The 19896-nt window shown below is 35.5% G+C and carries 39 protein-coding genes; 3 read left to right on the forward strand and 36 right to left on the reverse strand.

Translation table 11 applies throughout. From position 1 onward, the window contains the following. Positions 1 to 8 precede the first annotated feature (8 nt). The 6 genes from F7732_RS09360 to F7732_RS09380 all read right to left on the reverse strand — a co-directional run bounded on the left by F7732_RS09360 (position 9) and on the right by F7732_RS09380 (position 1588). On the reverse strand, positions 9 to 371 hold the full coding sequence (locus F7732_RS09360) for a P27 family phage terminase small subunit (protein WP_240056586.1): 363 nt from the start codon (positions 369 to 371) through the stop codon (positions 9 to 11). A gap of 103 nt (positions 372 to 474) precedes the next feature. Then, complete coding sequence (locus F7732_RS22595) at positions 475 to 615, reverse strand: hypothetical protein (protein WP_161598854.1); 141 nt, start codon at positions 613 to 615, stop codon at positions 475 to 477. Next, positions 608 to 898 (reverse strand): HNH endonuclease, encoded by a 291-nt coding sequence (locus tag F7732_RS09365; protein ID WP_151573582.1) that lies wholly within the window; start codon positions 896 to 898, stop codon positions 608 to 610. The genes F7732_RS22595 and F7732_RS09365 overlap by 8 nt, the downstream gene beginning before the upstream one ends. Positions 899 to 903: 5 nt before the next feature. Then, positions 904 to 1158: a hypothetical protein gene (locus F7732_RS09370; RefSeq protein ID WP_151573583.1), complete on the reverse strand. Its 255-nt coding sequence runs from the start codon at positions 1156 to 1158 to the stop codon at positions 904 to 906. Further along, entirely contained in the window at positions 1145 to 1342 is a 198-nt protein-coding gene (locus F7732_RS09375; RefSeq protein WP_151573584.1) for a hypothetical protein, read from the reverse strand. The genes F7732_RS09370 and F7732_RS09375 overlap by 14 nt, the downstream gene beginning before the upstream one ends. Positions 1343 to 1399: 57 nt before the next feature. Next, entirely contained in the window at positions 1400 to 1588 is a 189-nt protein-coding gene (locus F7732_RS09380) for a hypothetical protein (RefSeq protein WP_151573585.1), read from the reverse strand. A gap of 84 nt (positions 1589 to 1672) precedes the next feature. Here F7732_RS09380 and F7732_RS22600 point away from each other — a divergent pair, with 84 nt between their 5' ends. After that, a complete protein-coding gene (locus F7732_RS22600) occupies positions 1673 to 1837 on the forward strand; it encodes a hypothetical protein (protein WP_161598855.1) in 165 nt (54 codons plus the stop codon). Between the two features lie 21 nt (positions 1838 to 1858). Here F7732_RS22600 and F7732_RS23235 read toward each other — a convergent pair whose 3' ends face one another. The 30 genes from F7732_RS23235 to F7732_RS09510 form a co-directional block, all read right to left on the reverse strand. Beyond that, positions 1859 to 1993, reverse strand: coding sequence for a hypothetical protein (locus F7732_RS23235; RefSeq protein ID WP_275670920.1), 135 nt, complete (start codon positions 1991 to 1993; stop codon positions 1859 to 1861). Positions 1994 to 2084: 91 nt separating this feature from the next. Then, positions 2085 to 2384: a hypothetical protein gene (locus F7732_RS09385; RefSeq protein WP_151573586.1), complete on the reverse strand. Its 300-nt coding sequence runs from the start codon at positions 2382 to 2384 to the stop codon at positions 2085 to 2087. Between the two features lie 20 nt (positions 2385 to 2404). Beyond that, positions 2405 to 2689 carry a hypothetical protein gene (locus tag F7732_RS09390; RefSeq protein WP_151573587.1) on the reverse strand — a complete coding sequence of 95 codons (285 nt, stop codon included), beginning with the start codon at positions 2687 to 2689 and terminating at the stop codon, positions 2405 to 2407. A 115-nt stretch (positions 2690 to 2804) separates the two neighbouring features. After that, a complete protein-coding gene (locus tag F7732_RS09395; RefSeq protein ID WP_151573588.1) occupies positions 2805 to 3260 on the reverse strand; it encodes a hypothetical protein in 456 nt (151 codons plus the stop codon). A gap of 4 nt (positions 3261 to 3264) precedes the next feature. Continuing rightward, positions 3265 to 4191: a hypothetical protein gene (locus tag F7732_RS09400; protein WP_151573589.1), complete on the reverse strand. Its 927-nt coding sequence runs from the start codon at positions 4189 to 4191 to the stop codon at positions 3265 to 3267. A 273-nt stretch (positions 4192 to 4464) separates the two neighbouring features. Then, the gene (locus F7732_RS09405; RefSeq protein WP_151573590.1) at positions 4465 to 5328 is read right to left on the reverse strand and encodes a sigma-70 RNA polymerase sigma factor region 4 domain-containing protein; all 864 of its coding nucleotides are present in this window, start codon (positions 5326 to 5328) and stop codon (positions 4465 to 4467) included. Positions 5329 to 5383: 55 nt separating this feature from the next. Next, positions 5384 to 6562 carry a hypothetical protein gene (locus F7732_RS09410; protein WP_151573591.1) on the reverse strand — a complete coding sequence of 393 codons (1179 nt, stop codon included), beginning with the start codon at positions 6560 to 6562 and terminating at the stop codon, positions 5384 to 5386. Positions 6563 to 7014: 452 nt separating this feature from the next. Continuing rightward, entirely contained in the window at positions 7015 to 7509 is a 495-nt protein-coding gene (locus F7732_RS09415; RefSeq protein WP_151573592.1) for a sigma-70 family RNA polymerase sigma factor, read from the reverse strand. Positions 7510 to 7523: 14 nt separating this feature from the next. Beyond that, a complete protein-coding gene (locus tag F7732_RS09420) occupies positions 7524 to 7709 on the reverse strand; it encodes a hypothetical protein (RefSeq protein WP_151573593.1) in 186 nt (61 codons plus the stop codon). 135 nt (positions 7710 to 7844) lie between these two features. Then, positions 7845 to 8303: a helix-turn-helix domain-containing protein gene (locus F7732_RS09425; RefSeq protein ID WP_151573594.1), complete on the reverse strand. Its 459-nt coding sequence runs from the start codon at positions 8301 to 8303 to the stop codon at positions 7845 to 7847. Positions 8304 to 8319: 16 nt separating this feature from the next. Next, positions 8320 to 8445 carry a hypothetical protein gene (locus tag F7732_RS23240; protein ID WP_275670921.1) on the reverse strand — a complete coding sequence of 42 codons (126 nt, stop codon included), beginning with the start codon at positions 8443 to 8445 and terminating at the stop codon, positions 8320 to 8322. Positions 8446 to 8458: 13 nt separating this feature from the next. Beyond that, positions 8459 to 8725, reverse strand: a complete 267-nt coding sequence (locus F7732_RS09430; RefSeq protein WP_151573595.1) for a hypothetical protein — start codon at positions 8723 to 8725, stop codon at positions 8459 to 8461. Then, a complete protein-coding gene (locus F7732_RS09435) occupies positions 8722 to 9033 on the reverse strand; it encodes a hypothetical protein (protein ID WP_151573596.1) in 312 nt (103 codons plus the stop codon). The genes F7732_RS09430 and F7732_RS09435 overlap by 4 nt, the downstream gene beginning before the upstream one ends. A gap of 27 nt (positions 9034 to 9060) precedes the next feature. Next, positions 9061 to 9219 (reverse strand): hypothetical protein, encoded by a 159-nt coding sequence (locus tag F7732_RS22605; protein WP_161598856.1) that lies wholly within the window; start codon positions 9217 to 9219, stop codon positions 9061 to 9063. A 30-nt stretch (positions 9220 to 9249) separates the two neighbouring features. Continuing rightward, positions 9250 to 9423, reverse strand: a complete 174-nt coding sequence (locus F7732_RS22610) for a hypothetical protein (RefSeq protein ID WP_161598857.1) — start codon at positions 9421 to 9423, stop codon at positions 9250 to 9252. A 49-nt stretch (positions 9424 to 9472) separates the two neighbouring features. Further along, entirely contained in the window at positions 9473 to 9799 is a 327-nt protein-coding gene (locus F7732_RS09440; protein WP_151573597.1) for a hypothetical protein, read from the reverse strand. Between the two features lie 26 nt (positions 9800 to 9825). Beyond that, entirely contained in the window at positions 9826 to 10023 is a 198-nt protein-coding gene (locus tag F7732_RS09445) for a hypothetical protein (RefSeq protein ID WP_151573598.1), read from the reverse strand. 18 nt (positions 10024 to 10041) lie between these two features. Next, positions 10042 to 10242: a DUF3954 domain-containing protein gene (locus F7732_RS09450; protein ID WP_151573599.1), complete on the reverse strand. Its 201-nt coding sequence runs from the start codon at positions 10240 to 10242 to the stop codon at positions 10042 to 10044. 78 nt (positions 10243 to 10320) lie between these two features. Further along, on the reverse strand, positions 10321 to 10620 hold the full coding sequence (locus tag F7732_RS09455; protein ID WP_151573600.1) for a hypothetical protein: 300 nt from the start codon (positions 10618 to 10620) through the stop codon (positions 10321 to 10323). Continuing rightward, complete coding sequence (locus F7732_RS09460; RefSeq protein ID WP_151573601.1) at positions 10613 to 10816, reverse strand: hypothetical protein; 204 nt, start codon at positions 10814 to 10816, stop codon at positions 10613 to 10615. The genes F7732_RS09455 and F7732_RS09460 overlap by 8 nt, the downstream gene beginning before the upstream one ends. Continuing rightward, positions 10806 to 12125, reverse strand: a complete 1320-nt coding sequence (gene dnaB / locus F7732_RS09465) for a replicative DNA helicase (RefSeq protein WP_151573602.1) — start codon at positions 12123 to 12125, stop codon at positions 10806 to 10808. The genes F7732_RS09460 and dnaB overlap by 11 nt, the downstream gene beginning before the upstream one ends. Next, positions 12109 to 12486 (reverse strand): replicative helicase loader/inhibitor, encoded by a 378-nt coding sequence (locus F7732_RS09470; protein ID WP_151573603.1) that lies wholly within the window; start codon positions 12484 to 12486, stop codon positions 12109 to 12111. Before F7732_RS09470 ends, dnaB begins: the two co-directional genes overlap by 17 nt. A 14-nt stretch (positions 12487 to 12500) precedes the next feature. Then, positions 12501 to 13364, reverse strand: coding sequence for a DUF4373 domain-containing protein (locus tag F7732_RS09475; protein ID WP_151573604.1), 864 nt, complete (start codon positions 13362 to 13364; stop codon positions 12501 to 12503). A gap of 171 nt (positions 13365 to 13535) precedes the next feature. Continuing rightward, complete coding sequence (locus F7732_RS09480; protein ID WP_151573605.1) at positions 13536 to 13805, reverse strand: hypothetical protein; 270 nt, start codon at positions 13803 to 13805, stop codon at positions 13536 to 13538. Beyond that, entirely contained in the window at positions 13795 to 14082 is a 288-nt protein-coding gene (locus F7732_RS09485) for a hypothetical protein (RefSeq protein ID WP_151573606.1), read from the reverse strand. Before F7732_RS09485 ends, F7732_RS09480 begins: the two co-directional genes overlap by 11 nt. A gap of 86 nt (positions 14083 to 14168) precedes the next feature. After that, entirely contained in the window at positions 14169 to 15005 is an 837-nt protein-coding gene (locus F7732_RS09490) for an ORF6N domain-containing protein (protein ID WP_240056573.1), read from the reverse strand. 1 nt (position 15006) lies between these two features. Then, positions 15007 to 15675: a hypothetical protein gene (locus tag F7732_RS09495; RefSeq protein ID WP_151573607.1), complete on the reverse strand. Its 669-nt coding sequence runs from the start codon at positions 15673 to 15675 to the stop codon at positions 15007 to 15009. Between the two features lie 13 nt (positions 15676 to 15688). Beyond that, positions 15689 to 16270 (reverse strand): hypothetical protein, encoded by a 582-nt coding sequence (locus tag F7732_RS09500; protein ID WP_151573608.1) that lies wholly within the window; start codon positions 16268 to 16270, stop codon positions 15689 to 15691. Between the two features lie 52 nt (positions 16271 to 16322). Further along, positions 16323 to 16595 (reverse strand): hypothetical protein, encoded by a 273-nt coding sequence (locus tag F7732_RS09505; RefSeq protein WP_151573609.1) that lies wholly within the window; start codon positions 16593 to 16595, stop codon positions 16323 to 16325. Positions 16596 to 16629: 34 nt separating this feature from the next. Continuing rightward, on the reverse strand, positions 16630 to 16902 hold the full coding sequence (locus F7732_RS09510; protein WP_151573610.1) for a helix-turn-helix domain-containing protein: 273 nt from the start codon (positions 16900 to 16902) through the stop codon (positions 16630 to 16632). Between the two features lie 184 nt (positions 16903 to 17086). Here F7732_RS09510 and F7732_RS09515 point away from each other — a divergent pair, with 184 nt between their 5' ends. Beyond that, positions 17087 to 18262, forward strand: a complete 1176-nt coding sequence (locus F7732_RS09515; protein WP_151573611.1) for a helix-turn-helix domain-containing protein — start codon at positions 17087 to 17089, stop codon at positions 18260 to 18262. Positions 18263 to 18346: 84 nt separating this feature from the next. Continuing rightward, positions 18347 to 19492: a tyrosine-type recombinase/integrase gene (locus F7732_RS09520; RefSeq protein ID WP_151573612.1), complete on the forward strand. Its 1146-nt coding sequence runs from the start codon at positions 18347 to 18349 to the stop codon at positions 19490 to 19492. Positions 19493 to 19896 lie beyond the last annotated feature (404 nt).

A 19896-nucleotide genomic window follows, 5' to 3' on the forward strand; every position in this document is an offset into this window, starting at 1 on the left:
TATACTTGCTAGTCATTTAAATTATTAAGGATGCTAGCAAGCGATGACTTCTGTTCCTTCTCAACCGTCACCGCATCCATTGATTTCGGATTGAGGCAAAGACGATCGGAGTATGCCAAAATATCTTTTCTTAAAGATTCTAGGGTTGCAACAATTGGGGATTTTTTTGCACCGCCAGCAGCTGTATACGTCTCATATTCATAACCGCCTTCTTCAAACTCTTGATTCAATTTTAAATACTGAAAAACCAATTCAGAATATATGTCAACCAAGCGATTGTACTGACTTTTATGGACTCCCAACTCTTTCATATCAGATATTGTTCTTCTCTTGATGGTTTCTTTTGATGGCAATTTCGTCAACGCTCTCACCTCCGAAAAAAAATCTCTGGAAACCCGCTCTATTGGAAATATCGCCCCCCCTCGGTCCCCAGATGTTTTAAAAAAAATAAAAAAAGTGGGGGGGTTAAAAAATTTACTTAACCAATAAAAAATCTGAAATTTCTTCAACCGTTCTTTGGATTTGCCCATCAAATTGACCAGGAATCTCTTCGGCAAGGTACCGCAATTCACTTAGGAAGCTTAATAACATCTCCATCCTTTTTTGTTCATCCAATCTTCTTCATCCTTTCGACACGTTCAACCCATTGCAAGCCTAGCGCTGTTAATTTATCAGTGATTCGATCATGCATCTTTTCATGACACTTGCCGCATAGACTAATAAGATTCCAACTTTCCAGTCTCCATTGAGGATAGTCTTCCAATGGATTGACATGGTGAACTGTTGTGGCTTCTCTGTTCTTTCCATACCTTTTACATTCTCTGCAGCAGTACTTATCTCGCCTAAGTATCTTCTCCCGCCTAGATTTCCATACGGATGTTTTGTAGAAGTTAAACATGAATATCACCTATTACAAAAAGAGTTATGCGAAATGGTTCTAATACTCGAATCGTTTTCATTCGTGTTTTCCGCATGAACAATTTCAAAACTGCAATTGTTTATTGCTTTATGATCTTTTGTTTTCCATTCCAGCTTTACTGAAATCCTATTAGTAATCTCTTCTCCTTTATAAAACACTTTCGGAACTGAATCGAAGGTATCTAGTTCAACCTGAAGTAATGGTGCATCCATTTCTTTTTTCATTTCAGACATCAGCATCACCATTCCTCATATTAATAATTTTTTTAATATGTCCAATCATGCTTAAGGAAACAGTGGCTTTTAATTCAACTTTTTGTTTAATCCTTTTCTTCTTGGTTCTTCTAGAGATAAAACGAAATCGGTCATATTTCTGTTGATACATATATAACTTCATTTTTAAAAAATCATCAATCGTTATCACTGCACTCGATCCTTTCAAAAAATGATATGTGACTTCATTCAACATGAAGTCTTTATCTTAATGATTTAGAAGTCGCGCTATCGCCTGATCAACTTCATTTATTTCATTTTTAATCTTATGTTTTCTCAAATTAAACTCATCTATCTTTTTACTATATTGTTGTATCAAATGATCTAGGTGGTTTCCATTCTCTAACAGATTTAATTTTTCTTCTTTCAAACACTCGATTGCTGCATTCTTTTCCATCATTGATCCCTTCTTTCGTTGTATTTATTAACAGGACTTTTCGACCATATGTCGAACTATGTTCTTATGAAAAGAGGTGAGAACATGTATGAAGAGGTTTTAAAAGAAATTCTAACGAAACACGGCATTGATGATGAAAAATTGCCAGCAGCATTAAGCGATATCCTTGATTACTTCTATGAAGATATTCAAATGCGAATGGCTAATGATTTGCAATCAGCACTAATAGTACGCGGAATAAAACCCTAACAAACACGGGGCAAGGAATCTTTAGTTTTTCTTGCCCTCTTTTATCATTTTTTTTATTTCCTCGTTCACTTCTTCTTTTGTCACCAACCCCTTGGACTCCAAAACGTTAATTACCGCAACGATAGGGTTAAGAAATGAGTCTACTAACCTTTTCAATTCATCAACCTCCTTTCTCCAAAATAAAAAGCACCCACAATTGGATGCTAAAACGATTCTCCTATATATACATCATTTGTACGACAAAATCTCACATTTCTTTTATGAATGCATCTTTATATATGTTGGTTATTCCTCTTTCTCTAAACAACCTTCCGTTAATATATCCCAAAACGTACAGAGTGCCTCCTTCATTTATTACATCACCATTTACTTGTCCATGAAGAAAAACTTCTGCCCCCTCTTTAATAACAAGTCCATTGTTTATTTGCCCTCTTACTGAAAGGCTGCCTCCATTAAGCACTACTACTTTTCCGTTAATCTGACCAACCACTTCAACTTTGTTGTCGAATTTAAAGTCCCGATTGTTTTCTCCTGTTATCATCAACATTGCAATTCTCTCCCTCCCTACTAGTCTTCCTTCATATCCATCTCAATAAGGTGCCGGCAATTAGGACACTTACAAGAAAGCTTGTACAACTTTTTCTTGGGGTTATATTCATCAGCCAAGGTGTTAATTATACCTGGTAAAGAAAACAAAACTGCCACCAATGAAATTGATGTTAAGATTTGTGTATTAGTACTAAGTTCTTTGCTTGCCAATGTTAAAAACACTAATGCTCCGAATCCAGTCAGTGTTAGTGCTAAAAATATCCTATAGGTTAAACTAAAAAATGTTTTCACTTTCAGCAGCATGCACAATCCCCCTTTTTATAGAGGATACGAAAACATAAATTAAAAGGTTTCAATATTTAAAAACTTCATAAAAAAATGCGCTTCTAAGAAACGCATTTAAGTATTATTATGATAGTTATTGAATGTCATTTCTGATTTCACCAATAATTTTTAATATCCCTATTATCGACTTAATAAAAAATAAAACTCCACCTAATAAAGTGATTTGTTGTATCACTACAAATTCATTTTGTATTATATTATGAGAAATAACTACGGCTATAGTAGAAATGACTGTTGAGACTCCATGAAAAAAAAGCCCAAAATAAATCGAATTATAATAGTTATCCATATAACCAGCTTGATCCAAAGCTTTTATCAATTTTTTATCTGCAAATCCTACCATTATTCCTAGGGCGGTAAAAAGAAATCCTAAAAATATTGTATTAACTGTTAGTAAATTTTGATGAAAGCCAGGGTCTTTTTCTCCACCACTTAAGTAACCTTGTTTGAACAAGAAATAACAGATCAGTAAGAATGCCAAACTGATCAGAATATTGAACTTGTTTCTCCTTAAATGGTTTTTCTTCATGGCCTCACTCTTTTCTCACATAATTTACGATCTCTTGTTTATTTGTTTCATAAGTTGTCTTTAACTTTGAAAATATTTCTTTTTGTATCTGTTCAGCATCTCTATCGAATTCAAACTTAACCCTTTTAGTCAATAAAGATTCAACCACATCATATGATTGCATATACCCACCATCGTCTTTTGCTCTGACTTTTACCCTCGATGTACGTGATAGTATCTTTTTCAACACTTCCTCTATCCCATTTCCACTTTCAAAAGCAGACTTATTTCTTTCAGCAACTAATTTCACTTCTATTTCAGCGTGCTTTTGATTACGTAAATGAATAAACTCTTTCTGCGATAACCCAATGTCATCATATGATAAAACGTTGTCACTTGGCACCGCAACTTTGTAAGAAATTGTGCCAATTGTATCTTTATCTTTCAACAAAGGAATAGCATCTTCAACTATAACTCCCTTTATTTCGCCAAAGATATCTTGATGCCCGAAGTTATTATCAATAAGATATTGCAAGGTTCTTATTGGCGGAGCAGAAAGCTCTTTAAGGAAGGAAATTACATAGTTGTCACGATCAATCAAAAAATATGTAAATATTTCTAATTCCTGATCAACTGTTCTACTTATCTCTTCAGGGACATATGTCTTTTTGTTTCTAAGATGGACCGTTAGTAAATCTTGAAATTTACCTATTCTGGCGAAAATATAATCCTTATCATGATCGAGAATCTCGAGCATTCTAGATCCAGTTTCGTCCTTAATTGTAATGCAATTGTTTTTTAATCGATTTGCAATAATATCATCAAGTAATGAGTTTCTTCCTTTACTATCCAAGTAATTTTTAGCTTGAGTATCAGCTTGCCCCTTTTTCTTGATAAACAATCGTTTATAGATATCCAGTTTATGAAAATAAATGTTCTTATATGCTTCCATATTATCCCCCTTTTTATCTTAATATGTCTGTATTTTCGACAAAAAAAGGGAATTTCCTGCTACTTTGTTACTTCTTTTCCTAAACACGGGCAAGGATTTGCACCTTGCATGATTAAGAAGGTATCACCCTCTGCACCTTTGCTTAACCCAGTATTGAGGTTGTGCGTCTACCTATTCCGCCACCGTGTAAAGAGCACCTATTGGTAAATACTCTTTATCTATATAAAATTCAGTAACAAAACAACTGAATGAATTTTAATAAATTTGAAAATGCTAATTTGCTTTGCTTGAAGTGATGGTTAATTCTCCAGCCAAGCGTTCTGGATATTTCTTTTTTACATACTGAAGAACTTTTTGTTTTATAGAATCATCCGCTTTAGCTTTATAATAAGCAGCTGTTGGGTAGTCCAGTAAATTTGATACAGCATATGAACTAGTGTTAAGCAAAATAGCAATTTCAGTAGTTCGTAAATAAGGGAAAGACTTAAAAATGTATTTAAATTTACCGTAGTCATCTCGAGAGATTTCCTTGTGATTGATAATTTTTTTCTCTTTTTTTGTATCATCACTTGGGTACATCAAATAATCTAGAATTACATCATTATTAACCAGGTACTGTTTGATCAGAGCTTGTCCTCTTCGAAGTACCTTCCTAAAAACAACTGATGTTGTCTTGTATTCCTTGGCAATTACATCAGCTTCCTTTCCTGCCAACAAATAATCCAATATCATTCTTCTGTTTTTCTCTGTCTCCTCAAACAAAGCTTCTTTGATCATTACTGAGATATCGACTATTCCAAAAGAAAGTTGATTTTCATCTACAAGAAATTCTTCTACAGTTTTACCTTTACCTTCCTTCCCTACGTAAGCCATTTCTTGCATGCTTTGGCTTTTCGGCACACTCCCCCTCTTAAGATAATTTTTAATAATTTCTTTTTTTACGGCTGTAAATGCGATTGATGAAAAATCCCATTCAAGATTCTTCTCGTATTGATTAATAGCTTTTACAAAGCCAACGAACCCCCATCCCCTTATTTCTTCAATGTCCTTATCTAAAAACCTAAACTTATAAGCTACATAAAAAACAATCCCTTTATGTTTATGATAAAGATCCTCTTTTTCTATTTCCGTTAACAATGGTACCCCTCCTTTCATCTGAACTTTAAAAAAGCAATCACTATCTCTAAAAACCTTAGATCTTTTGGAATCCCTTTAACCCGTTGAGGGCGTTTTCCGTTCTCTCTTCGTTGTGGAATTGACCTCGAGGTAATGGAGGTATTGTGCTCGCATCCTCTGTTGACCATCCATCGTACACTCTATTTGAGAAAGTTTTATAACTAATTCCGTTCTTTTTAGCTGTTTCAATATCTTCTTCTCTAAACTTCTTTTTTGTTGAAGGGAGTATAGTAGAAGTTGTTGAAGCTTTCACTATATCCCATCCTCTTTTTAATCTGTGATAGAATGTGGATTGCTCAATTCCATTATCTATAGCTTGCTGTAAATACTTTTCGTACTCTTCAGGTTTATCAACCCACCGTTTTAATGGAATACTAATGGCTTCTTGAACTGTCCAACCGTATCTGTAAACTCTAGCTTCCAAAGTGCCTGTCCTAATTCCATTACTCGCCGCAATCTTCCTATGTTCGTCTGTAATTTTGAATAGATTGTTCGGATCCTGGTTAATTCTTTTCTGGATCATTCGATTTGCAGCTTCTTTCCCCTCCATCGCAAGAGCCACAACTTCATCTCGACTCATTACTGGCGTAGTCGCAGCTTCTTCTGGATCCCAAAAAAGATTATCAACTCGATTTGTATAGGCGCGAAATGATATTCCATTTCCATTAGCAACTTTAATCCATTCTCTGTCAGTTCTAATATTTAGGTTTCTTGCTGGTCTGGTGGCTGCTCCCTCAGGAGACCATCCTAAAATATCCACTCGGTGTTTAAACAACTTTTTAGATATTCCATTTTTTATTGCCTTTTCTATCCACTTCGAATCCGATCTTAATTTACCTTTATCAGTTGGTTCGGTGGCTGCTCTTTCTAAATCCCAACCAGCATATCTTCTATTTCTAAAGACTCCCACTGAGATTTTGTTCTTTTTAGCAACCAACCTCCAATACGAAACGGCTTCCTTAGATGAGTTAACACGATTTAACATGTATAGATATTGTTCATATGTGATTCCTTCACTTATTGCTTTCTCTATATCTTCATCTTTTTTGGGCCTTCTCTTTTTTCTAACCGGTACAGATATTGCCTTTTTTATTGGCCAATTATTCTTAACTCTGCGCTGAACAGTACGTTTAGGGATGCCATTCTTCTTAGCAATATCATACTGTTCAGTTGATAACCCTAATGAATCGGTCAATTTCAATCACTCCAATAAAAAAGACAACTCTAATTAAAGTTGTCTACTGGGTTATATTTGAGCTGAATACGAAAAAGCACCCATTCCTGGATGCTTAGTTTATGCTCCTATATATACATGGTTTGTACGACAAAAAAATTTGATACAGACTCAAAAATAAGGCATTAGCCAATGTTGTAATCAATATACTATGTTAACGGCTTTCTTGCCGTTTTAATGAAAGGGGTGAAAGGGATGATTCCGGTAATCTTTGTCATAGGTCTAATTATTGGCCTATCTTTGAAGAAAGAGCCGCAGATAACCATTAATTACTATTGCGGCCCTCATAAAAACATCTAATTTTATAAAGAAAAATTAGGAAGCCGTTAGCCGACGTCTTCCTCTCTTTCTGTATATTCTATTCACCCATTCATCAATTTATTTTCAATTAGTCAATTTTATTTTTATAATTTTTATGATACTAAGAAAAGACTTTCCGTTTTTCTCTTCTCAACCTTCTGCTCTGCACGTTCAAAATGAGTTTGCACAGTGCTTTTTTTTATCCCCAACAAATCCGCAGTGTGCTCATACGTTAATCCTTCCACCTTGATCATCATGAACACATCCCTCTCCCTCTTTGTTAGCGTACATAGAGCATCTTCAACGAGCTCCCTTTGCAAACTATCCATTTCTTTGTTGTCTGAAGGCTTGACTCCTTGAACAGGTAACACATCTAGCAAAGCTGGATCGGTTAGATAAACTCCGTGTTTATCCACCCCGCGGCGGCCATCCGGGTTCCTGCCACTCTTCATCCATTCAATTGCATATTCCAGGTCGCTGATCATGCCGTTGATGATCTTTAGTTCTTCTAAAGCTTCTAGAGATGGCTCCATTGTATTATCGAATATCCGTTTCATCTGCTTAGCAATCCGGAGAGATTTTCTATATTCAGCAATTAACACCCTCACATGATCAGCTCCTTTTATTTTTGTCTGTATGAACCTCTGTAGCGTCTGTATGTTGGCTTATTAGCTCCCATAAGCTCTTGCCATTCCCAATCCTTTAATTGCTCTGTTTTCTTATCTTGTGGCTTCTTAGGTGCGCTTTCTTTGACACGAAGTGGATTTGCATTCTGCCATATTTTTAATTGATCCTGCAGGGTGTTCATGATTCGCCTCCTGGTTGCAGTGTTATTTTAAAAAGTAGTTGCAGAGACATAAAAAAGGGCACCAACCATCAGCAGCTGCTTGCTACTAAAGATTGATGCCCTCGGCTTGGCCGTCAGGCTTATTGAATTATTTGACTATAATCTTTCTGGTTTTTCGCCTGTTACTTTCTCATAATCATCGTAAATGTATCCTTTATAGGTTTTATGTAATCGCCGAGCAGACCACAAAACCATGCTTTTAAGTTCTTTGTTTTCTTTTTCTAGCATTTCTAACTTTGACATCTTCTCAAGTAACCACTTTTGATCAAGGGATTTTTTCATGAGGTCTTCACTTACTGATAACATTTCCGTAAGAAATTGAGATGATATTCCATCAGATTGGGCAAGTTGGACTAGCTTTTCAGGCTCACCACCCGTAACATCAGCTAGAGCTAATGTAATTACTAAAGAAGGTGGATTAACTACTCCATTTTGCAATTTAGAAATATAAGATTTATCAATTTTCACACCTCTATTTTTCATTTGTTCAGAGATTTGTCGCAGGCTTAAGCCACTTTTCTTGATGTATTCATTTAATAATTCATGGTATATCAATTTGAATCCCCTCCACTTACCTTCTGTTCTTCATAATACTAAGATCAACAGCAATGCTAACCAGACAAATTGTGATGACAGGCATACTCACAATTCCCATTACTAAAAACAAATCGAGTATTTGCTGAAATTTCTCCTCCAAATTAACTCCTCCTTTAAGTATTTGGATGAGTATCCATCTTCTCTGGAACAAATATCGTTGACTCATCTCTGCCTTTTTCAATTACATCACTTATCTGATTTAACTTCCCATAGAGCCATTCATTTTCTTTTAATAAAATCCGAATTTCCTCTAGCAATCTTCCGGCTTCTAACGACCATCTTGTGTGAGCATCAATATCCATAAATTCACTATTTCCAAACTCGTTCATATACTCCGAGTACTCTTTTTGTAGGTCTTCAACCATTTTTTGTTTTTTCAAATTAACTCCTCCTCCCTTGGGTTTCTTATCAAATGATCTTCAATTCTTTTCTTAGGCAGCCTAAGCAATGTAACAGCTCCAAAATCATCTAAGGCATTCTCGCCTTTGATTGCATCTTCTGGGATCCAAACCTCTAACTTTAAACGATGGTAACCTTTGTTTTTGCCTTTCTTGGCTGGTGCGTGCACAGAAACATTTCCCGACAGTGGAGCAAGAACCAAAATACTATCCTTATCCTTTTCTGCTATTTGACCAGCAATGTCCGAAACTGATTCTTTTGTAATATCAAAAATTACTGATTTGCCCATTCTTTTTCCTCCTAACAATATGTGACATTACCTTTCCAGAATATATTCTGTCCCTTTCTTGCCATTACCGCAGTCGAATGGATTAGACATTACCACTACCCAACCATCATTTAAAGCAACAGTTAATGCTTTAGTTGAGTTAATCCACCCATCCGGATATGTCCTTACTACTTTTTGTTGTTTCAAGTTAGTTCCTCCTTTGCAACATCAATACATTTATTTCTTTTCTTTACGCAAGATTAAATCAACGACTTTATCAATCCTAAAGATACGAATAATAAAATCATTAATGAGATTGAAAAATTTAGCCATTTTCTCGTCCTCCCTATCAAGATAAATTGATATCGATACAACCGTTAAAGCAAGGACTATGGTAAATAGAACAAACATAATTTACTCCTTTGCATTTATAAGGCAACTTCTAACGATAGTTGGTTAATTAAACAGCTAGATAATACTTTACTTCTCTAACTGGAAAACCATAGTCTTTCAACATCTGTCTATATCTCATAAATTCCTTGATAAAGAAAAACTTTGCATACTTTTTTGAACCATCGCCATAATCACTAAATTCCCATGGCTCACTCATGTTAAGAGGTTCACCACCTGATAAAGCTAACTTAATACAATAAGCAACTGTTCTTCCTACCCCTCTGCCACCATTTATGTGGTAGTGCTTATTTAATAAATATCGCTTTTGTTCGTCATACAATTTCAATCCAACAGCTTTCTCAATATGAGGGATTACTTTCTCGGTTATATCCAATTCTAAATCCTCCTTTTAAAATGTTTTTACTCCTCTGATTCCTCATATACAGAAATTTCAAGGTCCATATCAGGATTCTCAACTTCCAGTTTGTCCGCTATAATTTCTTCGATTTGACTGACTGGTCTTAGCTTCCCATCATAGTAAAGTTCCGTTTCTTGAAAAGAACACCCAGCAAGTGCCATTAAAATAATTATTGAAACCAAAATCATGATTTTTTTCACGTCATTTCCTCCTAGTTTTTATTCATTCCTTACAGCTTTCTTAACTTCTGTATTTACCGATTTATGCATATGGCCGCCCAGCCATTCAACAACATGCTCTCCATACCCTGTTCTCGGCATAGGTAATTTTTCTAACTTCCCATCTGAAACAACGTATGTAGCATTTTCCGTTAGATCAATCGTTTCTTTTTTTGGCAAGACAAGTTTCTTGTTATTCATTTCACCAGCTCCTGTAGATCGCTCCTTACTCTCATGGAGTATTTGCGATTTTCTTGTATTTGTATGATTTTTCTTACATCACCCAATGGCTTGATTTAATTGCTTCTCTGTTGGCTTTCCAGCTGATTGGAGCCGCTTAACCACTTCTAACACTTCCAATTCGTTTTTTAGGAGCCGGCGCCTGTTCCTTACCTCTTTCATTTGGCGGTAAATTTCAAATCCTTTGCTTGCGCTCAATGAAGCGAATTCCATAACATGCTGCAAATCATCAATCTCAAGCTCGCATTGCTTTATATCCTGCCTTACCTCTTCCAACCGCCTGGGCATATGGACAAAAACTTCACGAACAGAGAGTAAGGCAGCTAAAATATCAGCCATTTTTTTCACGCTCCTCGTACTCAATTAGGTATTCATTCATTTTGGTCTGAAACTGGTCTTGCATATAAAATGTAAGCTTCTCTCCATCATCCTCTAGCTTTATGACACCTTTCTCGTAAACTAGAAATCTGATGAAGATCTGCAGGCCATATAGATCATTTAGGAGTGCTTCAGAATAAATCTCCCTAACGGTCATATCTCCGCTCCAAATTCACAAACGAACCGTATTCTTTCACGAAAGCAAGCTGTACTGTTCCAGTAGGACCATTACGCTGTTTGCCTATTATGATCTCGATAATGTTTTTGTCTTCTGAATCTTTGTTGTAATAATCGTCCCGATACAAGAAGCCAATCACATCTGCATCCTGCTCAATTTGCCCGCTTTCGCGTATATCACTCATCATTGGTCTTTTATCCTGCCTTTGCTCTACAGCCCGAGAGAGCTGACTCAGAGCGATCACACAGACATCTAATTCACGAGCCATATGTTTTAGCATTCTGCTGATCTCACTAATTTCTTGAGTGCGGTTGCCGCGGTGCTTAGCAGATCCAGTAATCAACTGGAGATAATCAATTATGATAAGGATTTTACGTTCACCATAAAATCGCTTCATTTTCCTTGCTTTTGCCCAGATTTCGTTTACAGTTACACCGGGCTTATCAAATATATTTAAATTCATATTGCTAACTTTTCCTAATGCGTATGTTAGTTTAGTCCACTCTGCGTCAGCCAGTTTTCTGGTCCTCATATTTTGAGCATCTATATTTCCGCTGCTGGACAGCATCCTCATTAACAACATTTCCATACTCATTTCTAAGCTAAAAATACCGACCGCATAATCATCATTCTGTGATACTTGCTGTGCGATATTTAAACAAAAGGCAGTTTTTCCGACCGAAGGACGTGCTGCAATTATTACTAAGTCCTGCTTTTGAAAGCCGCTAGTCATTCTGTCTAGTTCAGCGAAGCCGGAAGGAATGCCGGTCAAATCACCGGATGGTGAAGACAGGTTTTCGTATATGTCATGCAACACATCTTTAATGGATCCGTCATCGTCATCCCCTGAAATATCCTCCAGCTGCATAAGCTCATTAATCCCTGTTTGGATCACTTGGGCAGGATCATCATTCATAGAAGCCTCTTTGATCTTATTAGCTATCTGAACAGCCTCTCTTTTCTGCCAGTATTCAAGAAGTACTTTTTCATAAAAACCATAATTGGCTGTTGTGGGAACAGACATCCTTAATTCGTTTAGATAACTTGCTCCTCCAATACGATCTGCTTTATGGCCAACTCGCTCGAGAATAGAAACCGCATCAATCTGTATCCCTTTAACATCTAGGTCCTGCAGTGCCCACAGAAGGTTGTAATGCTTTCCTGGCGAAAGATGGTGCGGCTTTATCCTTGTTACCTTAAGCAAATCTGGATCTGTGAGCATAATCCCTAAGAAGAATTGCTCTGCTTCCAAATTGAACAGTAATAAATCCTCAGTTGCTGTTTGCATGCTGTTCACCTATCCCTAAGATTCTTCTAATCTTGGCTTTTTCGTTTTCGATATGCTTCTCCTGCTCTTTTGTGAGCTCTAGCTCTTTATCATACTGAGCAAGATAGCGACGAGTTTCATCTACATCTGGAATTGCATTCATGCGGTCTACTGGTTTTTCTTTCACAAGATCAGCAATTGTTGGAGGGAAAACACTCGTCTCAATATGACGATCAAGATTAGCGAATATTTTTTCAGCAGCGTGTTTTCTTAATGCTTTTTCCCATGCATCTAATGTTCTTGCTGGATCCTGCACATTAAATTTCCCTTGATAACTCACTTGAATGGTTTGTAACACCTCGGCAGTTTGCTTACGATCCATTGCCTAAATCCCTCCTAAACATATTGATTAAAATCCAATGAGTTTGATTGATTAGAAGATCCTAGCTTTTTAAAGGCTTCTTCTGCAGTAGTACCCCTAATAATTCCTAACGTGTATTTTTCGCCTTTCGAGTGATGGGAAGGGTTATCTGTATGTGTTTTTAATCCGTACTCTACACATATCTCTGGATATTTATCCCATGAATCATACATTTGGAATATAACAGTATCGGCTATCTTTGCACTTCGCCTTGTATGTCGAATCATTTCGAGGTAGTTATCTATAATCTTTAATTGATTTTCTGAATACCGTTGACGGAAATTTTCAATTTCCAAATTGATGTCTTTATTACTCTTCTTTTCTTTACTTTTCTTTACTTTACTTTCCTTTACTTTACTTTGTGTACCAGTGTTGTCATTAACTCCATCTGAATAGTTATTAATGTCATCATTAACACCCTCGATAATGAGGTTTTTGTATTCATCAACCTGTGAAGGAGACAGGAGAAGATGGTCACTTGGAATCTTCACCTTTTGTCTCCTCGATGCAGCTTCTAAATATCTTTTTTGAATGCCGTTAGAGGTTAAAATAGCATGATTCTCATACATTTCATCAGAAAACAAACCCCATTTAATGCAATCATTAACGACTTCAATTACAGAGTTAATGTCAACATTAATTATTCTTGAGAAGAGTAACTGTTCCTTTTCTGTCCAGTTATAGAAATAACCGTTCTTATAAATTTTCATAAAAAGCTTCACCACAATAGCAAAACCGGTAACACCATGCTGCGCTTCAATCAATGCCACTTTATCGTCCTGGTCCATATCTACATCTAAAGGAAAATAGTCTAATCCTTCTTTTGTGGGTCTTGCCATACTGATCCTCCGTTCTTGCTATTAAACTAGGCATACTTGTCCATCTGCAGCATATAATCATGGTAAGAGGGAAAAACTTTCCCTTTACCATTTGCAAATTTAAAAATCAGATGCTACAATTGCTTTGAATTTATGATTAAATAGTAATCCACGGTAAAGTGCGCCAACACTTTACAGAGAAGCGTTTAACTCGGATAAGCGGGCTTTGACAACTGACTGCAAATCTTTAAAAATCCCGCTTTCTATTTCTTCAAAGATTTGATTTTGCATTTTTAATAGATTTACTGGCATTTGATTTACTGCTTCTTTCCAAAGTTCCAGTGGATCCTTGCCGGGTATCATTTCAACTTCGAACTTTTCACAAGCTAAAGTAATTAATCGATCCTTTGCCTTTAAGATCACTGGATCTGCTGCTTGGTTCTTCGTTTTATTACACTTCACAAAGTTCACCCTCTTCTTCTAATTGATATAACCGATTTAACCGCCGCTTGACTGTCTCGCCCATTCGAATCGACAATTCATTATTTGAAAAAGAAATCTTTTCATACAACTCTTCCAGGGTTTCTTCCGATGTATTTTCAACGACCTCTGCCCACAACTGTATGAAACTCTTATTATGTGAAACTTCAACTCCGAAAAACTCGCAGGCCTCATTCAACTTCAACCAAAGCCGTTCTAAGGAAATATCCCTTGAACAAGTAGCTTGTCCACTATTCATTTTCTTTTCTCCCCTCAACTGCATGATAATCACCGACGAAAATACCAACGAAGAAACAAAGGAGGCAAAAGCAGAATATTGCCATCTTATACGCCTTCTAACTGAACAGAATAATGAATAGCCATTTCTTTAACAACGGACAGATAGATCTCTGTTAGCCTTGCATCATCTGCAATAACATCCATATAGTTCACCTTATCAATTTTCGATTTCGCAACACCTTCCAGAGCCATTTTTCCCTTTTTGTTTGTAAGGCGGACACTAAGCTTGTAATTGCCCCTTGCTTCCAATCGTTTATAACTTTCCTTACGAACATCCTGAAAGGCTTGGCCGCCGCCTATTGAATTAGCAATCTTGTTTAAAATCGTATTGATTTTCTTTCGCCATTCAGTAGGATTTAAAGCAAGGATTTCTGAAATGTTCTCCTGCTTCTTTTCCGTTTCTTCAAGTCTGCTCTCTACCTGTGATAATCTTCTTTCTTGCTCCAGCATTGCTTGGCTTGCAAGTGCAAACATTTCAGCTTTTGTTTTAGGTTGTTGAGATCGCATCTGAAAATAGTTATCTACTAATTCATCGTATAATTCCCAAGCCTTATCATCCTCAAGGATCTTAAGTAATTTTGCGTATCCTCTTTCGGAAAGGATATAGATATTGTTACTTATAGCGAGATCTCTGCTTGAAAATCCCATTTCCTCTAACGATGCATTTGAAGCATCGTTCTTCAAATCGATAATATCAACACCATTAATAAATCTTTTCCGGTTATCATTAATACGTCGATTAATGTCCCCTATTTTCTTGCCATGAATTTCAGCAATCTCTCTTACTAACATTGCTTTTTTGTCTTCACCAAACCCTCCCTCGATTCCTGTGAAAGTTACACCAGCTATAATTTGTTTACCGATAAGTTTAATGTCCTTCAAATTAATTCACTCCTTTATGGTTTGGTACTGCTTTCAAATACCTCGGCCGCGGCTTTTTAACAGCCGATGTCTCACCAGTATCATTGTTAGTTAAATATTCCTTGCCTTGTTCATCTTTATGGAGTGTATATGTAGTTACACCCTGCTCTTCAAGAAAGGACTCCATGATGCCCTTTTTCCCATGTAACCTTCCTATTGCGCTCATAATACTCATGCCATTAATAGCGAACTCAGTTATATCTCGATTTCGATAATCCCATAGCAGATCATCAATATTTTCACCAATTTGTTTTTGTTCACCCATTTTCTTAATTGCTTCTTTCGTATAAAAGTAATCTTTTGCTCCATAACTTGCACCGTCATATCTCTTTTCAATCGGAAAAAGCGTTTCAAGTTCATTGGGTGTTAAAAGACTACTAGCAGCTTTAACAGTTTCGTAGATTGAAAATTGATGAATGAGAATTTCCTCGGTAGCATTTTCTCTTTTCGTCGCATTGACCATTTTAATACCCGTGAAAACGAATTTCTTTAGTGTTTCTCTATCAAATTCACTGATAGTCTCATACTTATCAAAAGCACTTTCGATGTGGCTCATAAACGCACGTGAGTATGCACGAAAGTAATTGAATTTCGGTTTAGGTGTTCCATTAATAACACGTAATGCTGGCAATGATCTCACTCCATTATTGGTCTATATCCGCATCCTCTAACCCGGTCCAGTATTCCTCACCCATCTCATCTTGAACACGGATGCTTACACTTGTCGGGTATTCGAGGGCATCAATTATTTTCACATTCCTGCTGATGGTTCCAGTCTTTCCTATCAGGTCAAACCGATTAATTGGATTATCTACGACCTTTCTTCCCTGCTCAGACAACTTCCCGCTGTTGTTAAAACGAATATCCTGCACAAGCTTCCCATCCCAATAAACTTCAAGTGTGATGGTGTTATCGCTATTGAGAAAAAATTGATCTGTCATTTCGCGGCCGTTGCGATGATCTGAATGAAATAATCCATGCAGCTCATCGTCCATGACTTTATGATCTATTTCGCCCATTCCTGCGAAGGCATCTACTTTTGAAATTTTGATCCTCCGTTGTTCCTTTTGCTCCTCAATGAGCTGATGCATACGGATTTTATATAAAGCCAAACGTTCATTCCTGAATTTAAAATTTCTTGGCAAAGATATAGAAGGTTTGTGTTTAATGCGTTCAGTACATTTTTTTGCATAGTAATCAATCCGCTGCTGAATGTCTTTGTTCATTTCATCTGCTCCTTTATTTTCATTTGCGTCTGTCCACGCTTTTTTTATTTTTTTACCATTCATCCATAATTTGTTTCATCACTTGTTTTGATTCCTCATAAAACCAATACCTTTTCCCTTTTTCCTTGCGCCTCTCTAAAAGCTTCATCCGTGGATCACTTAGGAATTCATTCTCAAGAAAAGATTTACTCATGCAAGTTCTTTTTGACATCTGGTCAATGTCCCAGGTAAAAAGAACTTCATTTAAGGTTAGAGCAATTTTCTCGTTTATTTGGTTTTTTATTTCTGCTTGATCAACATCCACGTTGATTTTAGCGATAGTCATGATTATCACCTCCAATATTGGAAAGTAAAAAACATCAGCAAATTTCTTTAATCTTGTTAAGAATCTCAGGAGGGATTTTTTCTTTATATGCAGCCGCCTTTAATTCAAGTGAATCAATATTTAGTATCTCAGCAAGAGCGTCATTCATTTTATTACTGGCCGGCAATATCTTACCGTTTTGAAGTTTACTGAGTTGAGATTTATTTGTTTTAAAACCATATTGACGAAGATCCATCGCAATATCCTCAAGAGATTTTTGGTTTGAGAAAATTGCAAATCTAAGCATCTCTGAGTAAGTACCTTTCATTTACTTGTCACCTCTTTTTTGTTAACATTATTTGTTTAACTTTTTGTTGATACAAAGATATCATCTATACATTTTGATGTCAACAATAAAATAACATAAAAATATTAACATCATATTGTTGCTATTATAATGTCAACGTTATAAAATGAGATTAAAGGAGGCGGTAACAATTAAATATGAGGAATTGTTAAAAAAATATATAAAAGAATCTGGCTTAACCCTTGATCAATTATCAGAACGTCTTCAAGAAAAAGGGTTATCAGCTTCAAAACAATATTTAAGTAGATTACAGAATGGAAAAAATCCACCTGCTTCTGAAGAACTAAACAAGGCAATTGTTGAAATAACAGGCGGAGATGTGAACAGATTATTATGGCTGGCCCATATAGAGAAAGGTCCAGAAATCACTAAAAAATTGGCTTCACTTATAGACGAAGAACCGTTATTTAAATACTTAGATATTCTAGAAAAGAATAGACAAGGTAAGATATCAAAAGAGGAAATTCTAAATGATCCTGCTTATATTGACTTCACAGAAGCAGTTAAGGTTGCACTCAGAAAATCTGAAGATAAAAATTTTAGAACGCTAATTGCAAAAGATCACGATTTACAAAAAGCTATGGATAATGAAGTTCCACTAAATAACAAAATCGAAAAAGAATTAAGAGACACAATTGAAACATACATAGCTAGAATTTTTTATAATCTCGAAATAAATCCCGATTTAATTACAAAATTCGAACAAAAAATTACTAACGATTTTCCTAATTTAGATATCAATAATGAAGCTAATATTATTTCTTTAGAATCCAAAGACCAAATTTTATTATTAAAAACACTTGAAAGGTTTATTCTTGAAAATAATTTAAATAAAGTTCCAATAGTAAAAAGAAGTAACGATTCACAAATAAAAGAAAATGAATCTTTGTTTCAAATTTATATTAATAATGCTGTAATGTTGCTAAATCAAATACCTATTACAAGAAATCTTGATCTAAGAAAAAATTTAATAAAAGGTTGTATTCTTGAACTATTTCAAGGATTTGAACTAAGAATAAATGAAGTAATTTTATTAGCATTCAAGAAAAAGGGAGTTGATAATAAATTCGGCTTAGATTATTTAACTGGTATGCCTATTAATGGCAAACTCGTAGGCCCTCTTGAAAAATATTTAGAATTTGATATTCATAAAGAAGATTTCTTTTTTGATTTATGGGAATGTATTGCAATTAAAAATAAAATAGCTCATGGAATTGAACCAGAAAATTTAAATTATGAGACTGCTCGAAATACATACGAGATTATAAACTTGGCTTTAGATTCAATAAATAACCATGTAACTAGAGTTGGAATAGAATAGATACAAGATATAATCATTTAAAGGAGGTGTTGCCGCATTTGTTCCCCTTTTTAAGCGTCTGTCCACGTGAAAGGGAGAAAAATAATGAAACTAATTAAATCAAAAAAAGACAAAGATTTGTATTCATACTATAATGCAAAAAAAGAAAAGCTTTGGTGCTACAGATATAAATATTACGATGTTCTTGGTAAACGAAAAGAAAAATACAAGCAAGGTTTTACTTCTGAAAATGAGGCATACAGAGCTTTACTCGAGGTAAAGGCTGGAGTAATTAACGGTGAGGTCAAGCGTGTAGAAAACTCGAATTTAACTGTAGGTGAGTGGTTAGATATTTGGTTTGAAACGCATAAGAATGGTTGGAAAGTTACTTCTCAATTGCAAAGAGAAAATGCAATTAAATATCAGATGAAGCCTTTGCTCGGTAAATACAAGCTTTCTGAGTTGGACAAGTCCACATATAAAAGAGTATTCATAAATGAATTACTTAAGTCATATGAGGGGAGCACTGTCCAATTATTCCATCGTTTATTTAAAGTTGCTATTAATGCTGCTGTGGATGACGAGATCCTGCCGAGGAATAGATTTAATAAGATATCTATACCTCATGAAAAATCAGACGATAACTTTTTAACTGTAGAAGAATTGAAACATTTTCTTAAGTTTTCCAAAGAAACAGATAACATAACGAACTACACTCTAATTCTTCTGTTAGCATTTACTGGTGTTAGAAAAGGTGAAGCTCTTGGTTTAAAGTGGGAGGATATTAACTTTGAGGACAAAACTATTACGATTAAACGCACTAGGGATGAAAAGGGAGAGCGCACTCCAAAAACTCAGAATAGTTACCGGACTATTATGATTGATGATGCGCTCGTTAGTCAATTAAAAGTTTATCGTAAATGGTGTAGAGAAACAATGCTTTCATTTGGTATGCATTTAACTGAAAAGGATTTTGTGTTCATCTCCTATCAAACGGGAAAACCAATTGGATCTAACACCTTAAAATACAGTATCGACCGGATTACCAAAAAAGCAGGATTAAAACGAATAACTCCACACGGATTACGGCATACACATGCAACAGTGCTGATCAGCCAGCGAATTCCAGTTAAAACAATCGCTGACCGATTAGGGAATACACCTCAAATGATTTTAGACATTTACGGTCACTCATTCAAAGAGTTGGAAGCAGAAACCGTAGCAAGTTTCTCAAATGCTCTAAATTATTGATTTGGGGGAGGTTTTGGGGAGGGTTTTCAAAATTAACCCTCCAATCCTTACAAACTCTAGAGATTTCGATAACGTTGAATTCTACTCTCGTTAATAATAATACTTTATTAACGAGTTTAAGAAAAAGCCTAGTCCTTGTTATATCAACAAGGACTAGGCTTTTTTTATTTTCTGCTTTGTAGAATAATGTATAATGCAGAGCTGTGGGGCTAATTTAGGACTAAATAAAAGTGGACAGACGCATTACATAATCTCACTAAAACATTATCTAAATTAAAAGCATCCATTAATTTTAGGGGAAATAAAAAAGCAGCGAGTTAAGTGAAAAATTGTTTTTAAATCCCATAAATGATAATTAAAGTATTATAATTACATTAAGGATTTAGTTAGCAACTATTCTAAGA

Source organism: Bacillus mesophilum (genome assembly GCF_008923265.1).
Classification (GTDB): Bacteria; Bacillota; Bacilli; order Bacillales; family Cytobacillaceae; genus Cytobacillus; species Cytobacillus mesophilum.

Bases quoted from the DNA above. Each gene is read 5' to 3' on its own strand.
- F7732_RS09435 (WP_151573596.1), bottom strand. From the start codon at position 9,033: ATGGGCAAATCAGTAATTTTTGATATTACAAAAGAATCAGTTTCGGAC.
- F7732_RS09385 (WP_151573586.1), bottom strand. From the start codon at position 2,384: ATGTTGATGATAACAGGAGAAAACAATCGGGACTTTAAATTCGACAAC.
- F7732_RS09395 (WP_151573588.1), bottom strand. From the start codon at position 3,260: ATGAAGAAAAACCATTTAAGGAGAAACAAGTTCAATATTCTGATCAGT.
- F7732_RS09470 (WP_151573603.1), bottom strand. From the start codon at position 12,486: ATGGATCGTAAGCAAACTGCCGAGGTGTTACAAACCATTCAAGTGAGT.
- F7732_RS09400 (WP_151573589.1), bottom strand. From the start codon at position 4,191: ATGGAAGCATATAAGAACATTTATTTTCATAAACTGGATATCTATAAA.
- F7732_RS09365 (WP_151573582.1), bottom strand. From the start codon at position 898: ATGTTTAACTTCTACAAAACATCCGTATGGAAATCTAGGCGGGAGAAG.
- F7732_RS09520 (WP_151573612.1), top strand. From the start codon at position 18,347: ATGAAACTAATTAAATCAAAAAAAGACAAAGATTTGTATTCATACTAT.
- F7732_RS22610 (WP_161598857.1), bottom strand. From the start codon at position 9,423: ATGTTTGTTCTATTTACCATAGTCCTTGCTTTAACGGTTGTATCGATA.
- dnaB (WP_151573602.1), bottom strand. From the start codon at position 12,125: ATGCAAACAGCAACTGAGGATTTATTACTGTTCAATTTGGAAGCAGAG.
- F7732_RS09510 (WP_151573610.1), bottom strand. From the start codon at position 16,902: ATGAAAGGTACTTACTCAGAGATGCTTAGATTTGCAATTTTCTCAAAC.
- F7732_RS09455 (WP_151573600.1), bottom strand. From the start codon at position 10,620: ATGGCTGATATTTTAGCTGCCTTACTCTCTGTTCGTGAAGTTTTTGTC.
- F7732_RS09390 (WP_151573587.1), bottom strand. From the start codon at position 2,689: ATGCTGCTGAAAGTGAAAACATTTTTTAGTTTAACCTATAGGATATTT.
- F7732_RS09420 (WP_151573593.1), bottom strand. From the start codon at position 7,709: ATGAACACCCTGCAGGATCAATTAAAAATATGGCAGAATGCAAATCCA.
- F7732_RS09485 (WP_151573606.1), bottom strand. From the start codon at position 14,082: ATGAATAGTGGACAAGCTACTTGTTCAAGGGATATTTCCTTAGAACGG.
- F7732_RS09380 (WP_151573585.1), bottom strand. From the start codon at position 1,588: ATGGAAAAGAATGCAGCAATCGAGTGTTTGAAAGAAGAAAAATTAAAT.
- F7732_RS09460 (WP_151573601.1), bottom strand. From the start codon at position 10,816: ATGACCGTTAGGGAGATTTATTCTGAAGCACTCCTAAATGATCTATAT.
- F7732_RS09450 (WP_151573599.1), bottom strand. From the start codon at position 10,242: ATGAATAACAAGAAACTTGTCTTGCCAAAAAAAGAAACGATTGATCTA.
- F7732_RS22600 (WP_161598855.1), top strand. From the start codon at position 1,673: ATGTATGAAGAGGTTTTAAAAGAAATTCTAACGAAACACGGCATTGAT.
- F7732_RS09505 (WP_151573609.1), bottom strand. From the start codon at position 16,595: ATGACTATCGCTAAAATCAACGTGGATGTTGATCAAGCAGAAATAAAA.
- F7732_RS09370 (WP_151573583.1), bottom strand. From the start codon at position 1,158: ATGCTGATGTCTGAAATGAAAAAAGAAATGGATGCACCATTACTTCAG.
- F7732_RS09500 (WP_151573608.1), bottom strand. From the start codon at position 16,270: ATGAACAAAGACATTCAGCAGCGGATTGATTACTATGCAAAAAAATGT.
- F7732_RS09475 (WP_151573604.1), bottom strand. From the start codon at position 13,364: ATGGCAAGACCCACAAAAGAAGGATTAGACTATTTTCCTTTAGATGTA.